Origin of the sequence: Pseudarthrobacter albicanus, from assembly GCF_018224015.1 — a bacterium.
In the GTDB taxonomy this organism is placed as follows: Bacteria; Actinomycetota; Actinomycetes; order Actinomycetales; family Micrococcaceae; genus Arthrobacter; species Arthrobacter albicanus.
Genome location: NZ_JAGPOT010000031.1, coordinates 34,165 through 46,721 on the forward strand (window position 1 = coordinate 34,165; position 12,557 = coordinate 46,721).

Below are 12,557 nucleotides of genomic sequence, written 5' to 3' on the forward strand. Positions count from 1 at the left end.
CAGCATCAGGCACCCTTTTTGTGCTGGACGGCTCTGGCGATGTTTGTCCCTGAGGCGCCGGTCTTTGCAGTTCCGGCCAAGGGGGAGCGTGCGCCGGCATTCTTCGCCGCACGGCTCTCCATCACGCTGCGACGCAGGGCTTCCAACAGTTCCAGCACCCTGTCTTCTTCTTCTCCGCCGGCTTCGCCGAAGGTCTCCCCTGTGTCCATGGCCTCGGCCTTCTCCAGCTTGGCCCGGATCAGCATATTGAGCTGTTCCCGGTATTCGTCCGTGAAGTCACCCGGCGAAAAGTCGGAGGAGAACGACTCGACCAGCGCGGCCGACATCTCCAGCTCCCCGGGGGAGATCCGCACCGTTTCCTCGAGGGCGGGGAACTCGGCCCTGCGCACCTCGTCGTCCCAGAACAGGGACTGCAGCGTCATGACGTTGCCGCTCACCCGCAGCGCACCCAACCGGCTCTTCTGCCGGATGGAGAACTTCACGATCGCGGTGCGGTCCGTTTCCTCCAGGGTCCGGCGCAGCAGCACATAGCCCTTGGTGGACTTCGAATCCGGTTCCAGATAGTAGCTGCGCCCGAATCTCACCGGGTCAAGCTGGCCGCTGGGCACAAACTCCACGACCTCGATCTCCCGGCTCTGTTCCACCGTCAGGGACGCGAGGTCATCATCCGTGAGCACCACGGTGCGTTCGCCGTCGTAGTACGCCTTGTCGATGTTTTCGTAGTCGACCACCTGGCCGCACTTCTCGCAGCGGCGATGGTAATGGATCCGCCCGCCGTCCGCATCATGGACCTGGTGCAGGCCGATGTCATGGTCCTCGGTGGCGGCATAGAGCTTCACCGGTACCTTCACCAGCCCGAAGGCGATCGCACCCTTCCAGATGGATCTCATAATCCAAGTGAACACCCGGTGCGCTTCTTTGGGTATGGCCGGGACCTGGCATCTGCCGGTCTGCTGCGCCGGGCAGCCCTGTCCCATCGTGGATTCCCCGTTGGTACGTTTGCGCTGTAGCCGATTCCGGCGTGAGGAAAAGGGCACCCGGCGGTACATGGATGTCCTGCCGGCTTTGCGTTGCCTCGCCTGTGACCCAGGGGCTAAGCAAAGTCCTGGGTAGTGGCCTGATTCTGGCCAGTTTGAGGGCCCGGGTGGCGTTTCTGGCGGTGTGTCTGGTGGCTTTGGCGATGTTGATTGTTTTGGCTATCCGGTAGAGGCTGATGGCCAGGTTTCGCAGGGACGCCATGAGCCGCGGCGCGTTGCCCGTGCGGACCTGCGAATTATCCTCCGCATACGTCACGTCCCAGGCTGTCGCCGCCGTCGCGCGGATCACCCGAGGCAACTTCCGCCTGATCGACCGGCTCTTCACCCAAGTCGAACGGGTCATGAAAATAAACGAGCTCAGCACCATCACGGACGACGTCATTGAGACCGGACGCTCACCACCCGTCATTGGAATCAGCTAAACCGCCAAACCGAGCTGTGAAAAAACCGCCATTCTGAACTAACAGTCACACCCCAACCCTAAATCCGCACCGATGCCCTAAACGTGAATTTCCGTACCGATCCTCCTCAGACCCCGAGTATGCGCGGGCGACAAGGAGGTCATGGGTGGATCATGGATGATCTGGTCGGTTTCATTGGCTGGTCGCGGGCCCATGCTAAGGAGACAGCATGGCACCGGCGTCAGCCAAGAAGCGCGCTCCAGTCCACCGGGCCGCCGCCGGCGGGCGGTTTCCTGGCCGGCCTTTTCGCGGCCGGTTTGGCTTTCACGGCGGCGGAGCCGGGTTCCGGGATGGGGGCACCCCACGGGAGCGCGAAAGCCGGGACCGGCTCGCCGAGTTGAACGCCGTGCGGCGGGACCACCAGGACGCCGTCGGCGGCGGCGAGTCCGCGCATCATTCCCGGGCCGGCATGCTGCGCCGGCGACGCCATGCCATAGAGCAGCCGGAAGGGCACCAGCCGTGTCCGGCCGGGATCGGCGTCGATCATCGACCCGCAGGGCACTTCCGGGACAGGCGGCAGCGATCCGTGCCCCAGCGCCGCGAGCAGGGGACCCCCGAGGGTGCACAGCGCCATCATGGCGGCCAGCGGGTTTCCCGGCAGGCCCAGGATGAAGCGGCCGTCCGGGAGCTCCGCCAGCACGGCGGGGTGGCCCGGGCGCATCGCGATGCCGTCGATCAGCAGCCGTCCGCCCAGTTCGGCGACGGCGTGCCTGAGATGGTCCGTGCCGGAGGCGCCCGTGCCGCCCGTGGTGATGACGACGTCGGCGGGCAGGCTCTCAGCAGCGGCCCCGGCGACACCGTCAGCCCCGTCTGCACCGCCGGCGTCCGGGTCTGGTTCGGTGTCCTCCAGGGCGGCAAGCCATTCAGCGTAGCTGTCCCCGATCTTCACCTCTTCGGTGCAGGTCCCGCCGAGCATGGCCACCACGCCGGCGAGCTGGGGACCGAAGGTGTCCCGCACCTCGCCTGGTCCCGGGAGGCCCGAGGAGACCACCTCGGAGCCGGTGAGCACGAGCCGGACCACGGCCTTGCCCAGCACCGGCAGGGTGTCGTAGCCGGCCAGGGCGGCAAGCGCCAGGTGGGCGGGGTTGAGCAGCGTGCCACCTTTGATGAGCAGCTCACCGGCGGCCGCCTCCTCCGCGGCCTTCCGGATGTGCTGGCCGTTGTGCGGCTCGCCCGGCCTGGCGGTGCCACTGGTCTTCAGGACCGGCAGCCCGTCCTCATCGGCGGCCACGGTTCCGCTCTCGCTCCGCAGCACTGCCTTGGCGCCGGGCGGGATCAGCCCGCCCGTGACAATGGGGATTGCCTGGTGCGGCGCCAGCCGCTGGCCAGGTTCGGCCAGGATCCACGGCCCGCCGCCGTTGACGGCCCAGCCGTCCATGGCCGACGACGCGTAGTGCGGCATGTCCTGCAGCGCGGCCACGTCCGCCGCGAGTGTGCGGCCCAACGCCTGCCGGAGGACCACCGGGGCGGCGGGGATGGGGGCGGCACAGTCGAAGGCGAGCTGCCGGGCCTCATGCCAGGTGTGGGCGAGGTGCCGGTGCGGTGCCGGTGCTGCGGCCCCGCCCGCGCCGGGCGGAGCGCCGGATCCCGTGCCGGGCGGAGCGGCGGCGTCATCGGAGCCGTACTCATCCCCGGCAGCGGCTGCACCGCCGTGTGGGGGTGCAGGGGTCATGTCCCGGAGACTTCGGTGGCCGCGTAGCCCGAGGCGAGCTTCCGGGCCACCCCCACGGCGGCCTGCATGGCGACGGCGTCGGTGGCCTGCCCTGAACCGGAGGCCAGCCCCGCGGCAAAGCCCGCGATGAAGGTGGTCAGCGGGGCGGCGGGGCGCACCACGGAATGGGCTGCCACGCCGGCCAGGGCAAGGACCTCGTTGATGTCGATCTCGACGTCTTCCAGCTCCAGTGCCTGGAGCAGCGCACGGCACCAGTCTTCCAGCGTTTCATCCTGGCTTTTCACCGTTTGCCTCCAAAGTCGAGTTCAGCTGCGGAGCTCCGGGCCGGCCGCCCGGATCGTTGCCCTGGATCCGGCCGGTTACCCCCAAGGCGGAGGCGTCGTCCCAGGTGTCCACATCGTCTGTGGAACCGGAGGGGACACGAACTGCCCGCACATCAAGACTAGCAAGAAGGGCGAATGCCGAGGCGTCTTTCAGCGCACCCCGGTGAGCGGCGTCCGCGGCGGAGCGGTGCAGCGCAGCCGTGCCATAGAAACCGATCAGGGGTTGTTTCCGTCCGTCGGCAGAGAGCGCCATGACGCCGTCGCGGCCGGATTGTCCGGCGTCGTCCACGGCTGCGGCGAGCGACCGCACCGCCGTGTCCACGCGCGGCATGTCGCACGCAAGGACGAGGGTCAGGGGTGCCGGGCCCGCGGCGCGGCGGGCGGCATAGTCCTGTTCCAAGGCGGAAAGCCCGGCGGCGATGGCTGCGGCCGGACCCGCGAACGGCGGGTCCTCCCGGCAGTTCAGCACGCCGGCCGGCAGCGTCCCCGGGTCCGGGCCGACGACGGCGATCGCCTGTGCGCCGCGGGCCGCCTGCAGCGCGAGATCGAGGAGGGTGGCGCCGTCGTACCGGAGTCCGGCTTTGGGCGCGCCGCCTAGACGGGAGGACCGCCCCCCGGCAAGAATGACCGCATCGAATTCCACCGGCCCAGCCTAGCGCGGCCACGGGCCGGACGGGTGGGCCCCTCCGGCTGTGATGCACCGGCTGCGCCGGTGCGCCCTTCCGGGGGCCGGTTTCAGGCCGCGGATTCCGGCAGCAGAAAAGGATCCCAATCCGGCGCCGGCTTTTCGAGTTCCTTGATCTGCCACCTCGTGCCCTTCGGCGGCGCCGGGACAAAGCCAAGTTTCCAGCCCATTTCCGCCGGGGTGTGGTCCCCCTTGGCATTGTTGCAGCGCAGGCAGGCGGCCACGAGGTTTTCCCACGAGTCCGCCCCGCCCCGGGACTTCGGGTGGACATGGTCCACCGTGTGGGCGCCCTTCCCGCAATAGGCGCAGCGCTGCCCGTCCCGGCGGAGCACACCACGCCGGCTGACCGCCGTTATCGTGTTGTAGCGGGGCCTGATGTAGCGGTGCAGGAGAATTACCGAGGGCCGGCCCAGTATGTCCTGGGGCCCGACGACGGGCTCGTCCCCTTCGGCCACCACACTGGCCTTTCCTGTCAACACAAGAACAAGCGCCCGGCGGAAGGTAACAACCGCCAGTGGTTCATATCCAGCATTCAGAACGAGCGTGCGCATGCACATACCTCTTCACGGCCGCACCCGCCAGGGGCACGAGGGCCGGCTGCCCTCTGCATGGTCGGGCTATGGATCGACACCACAAGAGTAAACACTCAGGTGCCGTATCACCGAATTTTTTCGGCCGCCCCGGTCCGTGATCCCGGAAATTCATTCCCCGGCAATGCAAAGGACCCCTGCCGCAGGGGCAGGGGTCCTCTTCAAATCTTGAGCTGATCCAGCCTGCTGAGGCCGGGTTGCAGCTGTGTTGAGCCTGCGGCCTAGCCGCCTACGCGGATGAAGACCGGGCCCGAGCCGACGTTGACGCTGTACAGTGCGGTGGTGCCGCCGTTCCAGCCGCCGTGGACGGCCATGCCGTTGCCGACGTAGACAGCGATGTGCGCCATGCCGACGCCGCCGTTCTGGTAGTAGGCGAGGTCGCCCGGCTGCGCCTCGGCGGCGCTCACGGTGCGGCCCAGGGACAGGTAACCTGCCGGCCAGCCGTGGAAGTTGACGCCCGCCGCAGCCAGGGCGTTCGTGACCAGCGCGGTGCAGTCCTGCGAAACGCCGATCTGTGCGTAGGCTGCAGCAGCGACGGTTGCGCCGCTGCCGATGCCGGCCGGTGCCAGCGCGGAGCCCGCGGCTGCGAGTTGGGTGCCACCGGTCGCAGCGGCGCCGGTCGAGTCCTGAACCTTGACTACGGGCTTGGCGGCCTCGACGACGGGAGCCGGCGAAGTCGACACGGCCGGCTTCTCGTAGGAGATCGCAATCGTGGAAGCAGCGGAGATCGTTGCCGGCGCAGCTGACTGGACGTCCAGGGCGGAAGCGGAGGTGGATTCGCGCTGGACGTTGGTCTCAGCAGCGTTGGCTGCGATACCGCTGGTCAGGACCAGGCCGGATGCGGCAGCGATGACGGCTGCCTGGCGGCCCATGCCGCCGGCGTTTTCGCCGACAGCCTTGGCGATGACAGCAAGCGAGTTGGTCTTGGTGACCTCGGCGCGGTGCCGTGCGATTGCACGAGTAGTCATGAAGTTCTCTCTTTCGTGATCCTTGGATCGCGCCTTTTGGGCGCGAACAGAGGACGCTCCGGCATCTTGGGGGTACGCCGGATCGCCCCGAATGGGTTACTTAGCGAAGGGTGTACTGCGAAGACGCGCCAAAAGCGGAAACTGCATGCAGGTGCTTGGACTGCGGGCCGGTCCCAGTAGAGATCGAGACGGCGGTGTGAGCTCCAATCCGGGCGCCGGCAACGGCAGCACGGGACATGGATTTCAGCGGGCCCGCAAGAGCCGCGCCAGCGCGGTGGCGCGCAGCATTGTGGCGTGAAGTCACGAAAGTAGCCTCTCCCAATGCCTGCGAGGTGAGCTGTCGGATTCGGATGGGAGTCACCCGGCCACGCTGCTTCCTTCGGAAGCTTTGCGACTTAACCCCAAGGCCTTCTTGCGAAGACCAAAATTGGTTCCCCCGCCCCTGCCAGACGATGTCATGCGAACGGACCTTGAGCGGTGGCAGAGTTAGGCAATCCACTCAAGAGCGCCAACTCCGGAGGAGTTGGCGTACCTCATACGGTACAGGAGTCCAGATTCAATGTCACATTCAGATCACGGCGTGTCAGGGGAATTCGAGAGCAATCCATCGGCTTGGCCTAGAGCCAGCCCAGCGGGTCAACGACGTCGCCGTTGACCATCACTTCGAAGTGGAGGTGGCAGCCGGTGGAGGCGCCGGTGGTGCCGCTCATCGCAATGACGTCGCCGCGGGAGACCTTCTGGCCGACCTGGACGGAGGATGAGGACAAGTGGTTGTAGGTGGTCTCCAGGCCGTTGCCGTGGTCGATTACGATGCGGTTCCCGCCGCCGTAAGGGTGCCAGCCCGAGAACGTCACGGTGCCGCTGGCCGCTGCGTGGACTGCCGTTCCGCACTGGGCCGCATAGTCCTGGCCCCGGTGGAACTCGCCGGCGCCGCCCGTGATCGGGCTGACGCGGTAGCCGAAGGGCGAGGCCGTGACCATCTGCTCCAGCGGGGCGCCGAGGCTGCCGGCCGACGCGGCACGTGTGATGGTGCCGACGGACTGGGCGCTCAGGAGCTGCTTGAGTTTTCCGTCGGGATCGCCCTTGGTGGTGACGGCCGTGCGGCTGAAATCGATCTTGGCGGCGGCGGCGGCGGTCACGTCCGGCTGGGCTGCGGCGGGAGTTCCGGGGCCGGTGGCCATCACCGGGCCGGTGGCGGGGATCGCGACCGTCAGGACCAGGCCCGTGGCGGCGAGGGCGATCCCTGCCTTCTGCCCCACACCGCTGGCGGCGGCGAAGTCCGTTACCTGGCGGAACGGACTGCGGCGGCCCCGGCGTTCATCACGCTGCGCGTCCCGCGGACGGGCAGCCTGCAGGGCCGCTGCCGGACGCGGCTCCGGAGCGGGACCGGTCGCACGGCGACGGCCCCTGGTGGTCTGGGTGGTCAAGAACGGTTCCTCTCTGGATAGCCTGCGAAGTTAGCTGTCGGATTCGGGTCAGAGAGATCAAAGACCCGGCCCGCCAGGGCAAGCATCCAGGCACAGAGGGCATCCCGGGGGTCCCTCGGTGGAGTGTGCAAGCTGCTGACGGACTTCACCCCGAGGCTGTTGGAAAAACAGCCGGAAATGGTTCCCCCGCCCCTGCCAGCAGGTGATTCTGCGACTGATCCGCTGGCAGGGCTCGGCTTCGGATCAGGTAACGCTTTGGTATCGGTGGTGGCCTTAACTATAGGCGATTAAACCGACCGGTAATAACTCCGTGATCTTCGTGATGCACAACTCACGGGACGTCCCATGTCCGGCAGCCCGGGAAGTCAGCCGACCGTCACAAACACATGGGCGGCTACCTCAGGCGGCAGCTCCAGGGCACCCTCGATGTCCGGCACGCGGACCGAAATATACTCGCCCACCCGTTCCAGCGAGACCCGGGCGCCCGGCCTGATTCCGCCTTCATCGAGCTGGACCAGCAGTTCAGGCTCCACCTGGATCGGCTCGGCCAGGCGGTTGACGGTGATCCGTGAGCCCGCGCCGTAGCCGGCCATGGCTTCCAGCAGGTTCACCACCCCGTCGGTTCGGGCCTTGGACGGCAGGCCGCCGAGCTCGGCAAGCCCGGGGATCGGATTTCCGTACGGGGAGACAGTCGGGTGGTTGAGCAGGTCGAAGATGCGCCGCTCGACGCGTTCACTCATCACATGTTCCCACCGGCACGCTTCCTCGTGGATGTAGGCCCAGTCGAGGCCGATCACGTCGGCAAGCAGGCGTTCGGCGAGGCGATGCTTGCGCATGACTTCGATGGCGCGTTTCCGGCCCGTTTCCGTCAGCTCAAGGTGCCGGTCCCCGGAAACGACGACGAGGCCGTCGCGCTCCATGCGTCCGATGGTCTGGGAGACGGTGGGCCCGGAGTGGCGGAGCCGTTCGGCGATGCGGGCGCGGAGCGCGATGATGTTCTCTTCTTCAAGTTCCAGAATGGTCCGAAGATACATCTCGGTGGTATCAATCAGATCCGTCATTCAGCTCAGCTCCTCGAGCGCCGTCCGTGCGTCATTCCCACCGTACCGCGTGCAGGATGCGCCTTGGCGGGGTCCGCCGTACGTTCGCAGGACAGCTTAGCCTATTTTGAATTACTCTGGATAATCTTCCGGACGGCCGGCCCGGCCGGCCCGGCCGGCGTGGGCGCAGGCACGGGTTCCGGGCGGCTCCCAATGACCGGACTATGACGGGGCCTTTCCCGTGAGTTCCCGCGAGCCCGGAACAATCAGGCAGAATGAAAGGGAGGCTTCGCTTCAGCCATCCTGCCAAGCCGCCTCCCGCACCACGCTACGAACCAGCCGAAAATTGGAGCCACTGTGAGCGACACCAGCATCACGATCCCCGCAAACCTCCTGCCCAAGGACGGACGGTTCGGCGCCGGACCGTCCAAGGTCCGTCCGGAACAGATGCAGGCCCTCTCCGCGGCGTCGGCCACGCTGCTGGGAACCTCCCACCGCCAGGCGCCGGTCAAGAACCTTGTCGGCTCCATCCGGAACGGGCTCAGCGGGTTCTTCCGCGCCCCGGAAGGCTACGAGGTGGTCCTCGGCGTCGGCGGCTCCACCGCATTCTGGGACATTGCCAGCTTCGGCCTCGTCGAGAACAAGGCGCAGCACCTGTCCTTCGGCGAGTTCGGCTCAAAGTTCGCCTCAGCCACCAACAAGGCGCCCTTCCTGGCCGCGTCCTCCATCATCACGTCCGAGCCCGGCACGCGTCCCGCCGCCCGGGCGGAGGCCGGCGTCGACGTCTACGCGTGGCCCCAGAACGAGACCTCGACCGGTGTTGCCGCTCCCGTGAAGCGGGTGGCCGGGGCTGATGAAGGATCGCTCGTGCTGGTGGACGCCACGTCCGCCGCCGGCGGCCTGGACGTGGATGTGGCCGAAGCCGACGTCTACTACTTCGCGCCGCAGAAAAACTTCGCTTCCGACGGCGGCCTGTGGCTCGGCCTGTTCTCCCCGGCAGCGCTGGAGCGTGCGGCCCGGATCAAGGCCAGCGACCGCTGGATCCCGGATTTCCTGGACCTCCAGACAGCGATCGACAACTCGCGGCTGAACCAGACCTACAACACCCCGGCACTGGCAACCCTGGTCACCCTGGACGCCCAGGTGCAGTGGCTCAACGCCAGCGGCGGACTGGACTTCGCCGCCGCCCGGACCGCGGACTCCGCCGGCCGGATCTACCGCTGGGCCGAGGCCTCCGAGTACGCGACGCCGTTCGTGGCCCGGGCCGAGGACCGGTCCAACGTCATCGCCACGATCGACTTCGACGAATCGATCGACGCAACCGCCATCGCCAAGGTGCTCCGTGCCAACGGCGTCGTGGACACCGAGCCGTACCGCAAGCTCGGCCGCAACCAGCTGCGCATCGCCACCTTCGTGGCGATCGAACCGGACGACGTGTCCGCGCTGCTGGAGTGCATCGATTTCGTGGTGGCCGAGCTCAAGAGGTAGCTGTCCACGAGCCGGCGCTGAGCGTCAGTGTTCGACGGCGTCGTCCGGGTTTCCTGCCCGGGCGGCGCCGTTCCCGTTCTTGCCGGCATCTGTGCCGGTGCCTGTGTCTGTGCCTACGGCGTTGCCGGATTCGAGGCGGAAGTAGCGCAGCCCGCCGGCCCGGCGGTCAAAGCGGATCCGCAGGTGCTCGGCCCGGATGATCCACAGCAGCCCGATCAGCGCCGCGATCAGGCCGGAGGCCGCCGCGACCCCCATCGACCAGCGGGCACCGGCGATGTTGGCCACCCAGCCCACGAGGGGCGCCCCGATGGGGGTGCCGCCCATGAAGATGGCCATGTAGAGGGCCATCACCCGGCCCCGCATCACCGGGTCCGTGGTGGTCTGGACGTACCCGTTGGCGCTGGTCATCATGGTGATCGCGAAGAGGCCCACCGGCACCAGCGCGGCGCCGAACCAGAAGTAATCGGGCGCCAGCGCGGCGATGCCGGTGGTCACCCCGAAGGCCCCGGCGGCCCCGAAGATGATCCGCAGCCGGGGCTTCTTGCGGCCGGCTGACAGCAGCGCTCCGGCCACCGAGCCGATGGCCATGATCGAGTTCATCAGCCCGAAGGCGCCGGCATCCAGGCCGAACTCCGTGCCGACCATGGCAGCGATGAACAGGACGAAATTCAGTCCGAGGGTTCCCACGATGAAGACCGCCACGAGCACTACGACGATGTCCGGCCGGAACCTGACATAGCGCAGCCCTTCGCGGATCCGGCCCTTGCCGGCCGCCGCCCGCGGCAGCTGGCGCAGCGACGCGGCGGGGATCTTCCACAGGCTCAGCAGCAGCGCAACAAAGGTCAGCGTGTTGATCAGGAAGACCCAGCCCGGGCCGACGGCGACCGTGAGGACCCCGGCCACCGCGGGTCCGATCATCCTTGCCACGTTGAAGGACGCGCTGTTGAGCGCCACCGCATTGGGCAGGTAGTCGTCCCGCACCAGTTCGGACACGAAGGTCTGCCGCACGGGCGCATCCAGGGCGGAGACGACTCCGAGCAGCAGGGCGAAGCCGTAGACGTGCCAGAGCTGCGCCGCACCCGAGACCACCAGGATGCCCAGCAGCGCGCTCAGCAACGCCATCGCCGACTGGGTCAGGACAAGGAGCTGCTTGCGGTTGAAGCGGTCGGCGACGAGTCCGGCAACCGGCGCCAGGAACAGCTGCGGACCCAGCTGCAGGGCCATCGTGACGCCCATGGCCCCGGCGTCGTGGTCAGTCAGGTGGGCAAAGACCAGCCAGTCCTGGGCGGTGCGCTGCATCCAGGTCCCGATGTTGGAGATGAGCGCCCCGATGAACCAGATGCGGTAGTTCAGGATGTGCAGGGACTTGAAGGTGGACATCATGTCCAGCCCTCCCCGCGTCGGCCGCGCTCGTCCCCGGGCGCTTCCAACCGCTAGTCAGCCTCGGCTGCGGAAGCGTCCCGCTCCTCGGAGTCGTCGTCGGCGTCAACATCGTCGCCGTCGTCGTCGTTCTCGTCGGCGCCGTACCCGTCTTCGGCGCCAGGCTCCCCCGGAGCCAGCTCCACGGGGGCCGCAACGGCCTCCGTGCCGGCGGCATCGTCCCCCTGCTCGTCTTCGGGACGGACGCGTTCGGCCCAGGGGATCCATTCGGGGGCCAGGATGGAATCCTCCGAGGGCAGCAGGCCGAGTTCATCGACGGTGACGATCTTGGAGCGTGAGTTGCGGGTCAGGACGGCGTACCACTGCCAGCCCTGGTAGCCGGGCACCTGGGATTCGAAGAGGTGGGTGACCAGGCGGTCGCCCTCGGTCCTGGCCCCCAGGTGCTTGCCGATCTGCCAGGCCGGGGCGATCCCTTCCACCGCGGTGCGGGCGACGTCGACGGCGGCCGCCAGGACGGCGTCGGGCTTGCCGGTGCGCCAGAGCGGAACGCCGGCGCGCGGCTTGGACACGTCTTTGCGTCCGGCTGCGTTAGTTCCGGCTGTTTTTCCGGCTGTATTTAATCCGGCGGGGCCGGACGCCTTGGGCGCGTTCTGCTCAGGTTCCGGAGTCATCAGGAGCCCCTATACGTCCAGCTCGTCGGCAACCTTGCGCAGGGCGGCGGCGATCGCCATGCCCTTGTTGCCTTCCGGGTACTTGCCCGCGGAAAGTGTTCCGGACAGATTGTCCAGCACGGTCACCAGGTCCTGCACCAGCGGGGCGAGGTCCTTCGCGCTGGGCCGCTTGGCCTTGGCGATGGACGGCGTCTTGTCCAGCACGCGGAGCCCCAGCGCCTGGGCACCCTTGCGGCCGTCGGCCACACCGAATTCAACCCGGGTGCCGGCCTTGAGTTCGGTTATGCCCTCGGGCAGGGCGGACTTGGGCAGGAAGACCTCCTGGCCGTCCTCGCCCGCGAGGAATCCGAAGCCCTTGTCCTTGTCATACCACTTGACCTTGCCGGTAGGCACGTAATCAACCTTCTTCGTTCTGCTGGGGACACGGCCGGCGGCCACCGCATCCGCATGGATACGCGGGTTCAGGGTGTGGCTGCCTGGACCATGTTGGTCTGTACCTCCAAGGTTATCCTGCGTTGCCTACTTTCACGGTTTGAGGCGCGGAAGAAGCCGGACTGTTAGCGTTGCCCCCATGACAACACTGCATTTCCGGCGCCCCCTGTTGATCGTTGCGGCCGCCGCGGCCGTGCTTTCCCTTGTTGCCGTGGGCACGGTCATGGCCATGGCCTTCAACAACGCCGTCGCCCCCGCCTGGATCACCTCAACGGCTCTTTACGGGCTGCCGCTGGCCTTCCTGCTCATGCTCGCGCTCGTCGGCGGCAGCGTCGCCGCCCGCCGCCGCGCGCGCGGGCCGGGCGAGCGGTAGCCTTGCACTG

At 67.7% G+C, this 12,557-nt stretch carries 13 protein-coding genes, 1 pseudogene and 2 riboswitches; of the genes and pseudogenes, 3 read left to right on the forward strand and 11 right to left on the reverse strand.

Translation table 11 applies throughout. The features are described 5' to 3' along the window. Nucleotides 1-5: 5 nt before the first annotated feature. Entirely contained in the window at nt 6-890 is an 885-nt protein-coding gene (gene ku / locus J9611_RS08975) for a non-homologous end joining protein Ku (protein WP_211879450.1), read from the reverse strand. Between the two features lie 395 nt (nt 891-1,285). Here ku and J9611_RS08980 point away from each other — a divergent pair. Next, nucleotides 1,286-1,459: pseudogene (locus J9611_RS08980) on the forward strand (AAA family ATPase); the annotation flags it as partial. A gap of 220 nt (nt 1,460-1,679) precedes the next feature. Here J9611_RS08980 and J9611_RS08985 read toward each other — a convergent pair. The 7 genes from J9611_RS08985 to J9611_RS09010 form a co-directional block, all read right to left on the reverse strand. Further along, nucleotides 1,680-3,170: a molybdopterin-binding protein gene (locus J9611_RS08985; RefSeq protein ID WP_211879451.1), complete on the reverse strand. Its 1,491-nt coding sequence runs from the start codon at nt 3,168-3,170 to the stop codon at nt 1,680-1,682. Continuing rightward, entirely contained in the window at nt 3,167-3,454 is a 288-nt protein-coding gene (locus tag J9611_RS21805) for a DUF6457 domain-containing protein (protein WP_307857058.1), read from the reverse strand. Before J9611_RS21805 ends, J9611_RS08985 begins: the two co-directional genes overlap by 4 nt. Then, nucleotides 3,438-4,136 carry a molybdenum cofactor guanylyltransferase gene (gene mobA, locus J9611_RS21810; protein WP_307857059.1) on the reverse strand — a complete coding sequence of 233 codons (699 nt, stop codon included), beginning with the start codon at nt 4,134-4,136 and terminating at the stop codon, nt 3,438-3,440. The genes J9611_RS21805 and mobA overlap by 17 nt, the downstream gene beginning before the upstream one ends. 92 nt (nt 4,137-4,228) lie before the next feature. Beyond that, nucleotides 4,229-4,729, reverse strand: coding sequence for an HNH endonuclease (locus tag J9611_RS08995; protein WP_211879452.1), 501 nt, complete (start codon nt 4,727-4,729; stop codon nt 4,229-4,231). Between the two features lie 260 nt (nt 4,730-4,989). After that, a complete protein-coding gene (locus J9611_RS09000; protein ID WP_211879453.1) occupies nt 4,990-5,736 on the reverse strand; it encodes an NlpC/P60 family protein in 747 nt (248 codons plus the stop codon). Nucleotides 5,737-6,044: 308 nt separating this feature from the next. Continuing rightward, a riboswitch (cyclic di-AMP (ydaO/yuaA leader) is annotated at nt 6,045-6,204 on the reverse strand. 149 nt (nt 6,205-6,353) lie between these two features. Next, nucleotides 6,354-7,163: a M23 family metallopeptidase gene (locus J9611_RS09005; protein ID WP_211879454.1), complete on the reverse strand. Its 810-nt coding sequence runs from the start codon at nt 7,161-7,163 to the stop codon at nt 6,354-6,356. Between the two features lie 4 nt (nt 7,164-7,167). Next, a riboswitch (cyclic di-AMP (ydaO/yuaA leader) is annotated at nt 7,168-7,386 on the reverse strand. 142 nt (nt 7,387-7,528) lie between these two features. Then, nucleotides 7,529-8,224: an iron-dependent transcriptional repressor DtxR gene (locus J9611_RS09010; RefSeq protein ID WP_211879455.1), complete on the reverse strand. Its 696-nt coding sequence runs from the start codon at nt 8,222-8,224 to the stop codon at nt 7,529-7,531. Nucleotides 8,225-8,560: 336 nt separating this feature from the next. On the opposite strand from J9611_RS09010, the gene serC reads away from it, so the two are divergent. After that, nucleotides 8,561-9,691, forward strand: a complete 1,131-nt coding sequence (gene serC, locus J9611_RS09015) for a phosphoserine transaminase (RefSeq protein ID WP_211879457.1) — start codon at nt 8,561-8,563, stop codon at nt 9,689-9,691. 24 nt (nt 9,692-9,715) lie between these two features. On the opposite strand, the gene J9611_RS09020 is transcribed toward serC, so the two are convergent. The 3 genes from J9611_RS09020 to J9611_RS09030 are packed head-to-tail and all read right to left on the reverse strand — an operon-like array spanning nt 9,716 to nt 12,135. Further along, nucleotides 9,716-11,071 carry an MFS transporter gene (locus J9611_RS09020; RefSeq protein ID WP_246527587.1) on the reverse strand — a complete coding sequence of 452 codons (1,356 nt, stop codon included), beginning with the start codon at nt 11,069-11,071 and terminating at the stop codon, nt 9,716-9,718. Between the two features lie 53 nt (nt 11,072-11,124). Beyond that, nucleotides 11,125-11,742: a DUF3027 domain-containing protein gene (locus J9611_RS09025; RefSeq protein ID WP_211879459.1), complete on the reverse strand. Its 618-nt coding sequence runs from the start codon at nt 11,740-11,742 to the stop codon at nt 11,125-11,127. A 9-nt stretch (nt 11,743-11,751) separates the two neighbouring features. Continuing rightward, nucleotides 11,752-12,135 (reverse strand): cold-shock protein, encoded by a 384-nt coding sequence (locus J9611_RS09030; RefSeq protein ID WP_211879461.1) that lies wholly within the window; start codon nt 12,133-12,135, stop codon nt 11,752-11,754. 178 nt (nt 12,136-12,313) lie between these two features. Between J9611_RS09030 and J9611_RS09035 the strand changes: the two genes are divergently transcribed. Continuing rightward, a complete protein-coding gene (locus J9611_RS09035) occupies nt 12,314-12,547 on the forward strand; it encodes a hypothetical protein (protein ID WP_211879463.1) in 234 nt (77 codons plus the stop codon). Nucleotides 12,548-12,557 lie beyond the last annotated feature (10 nt).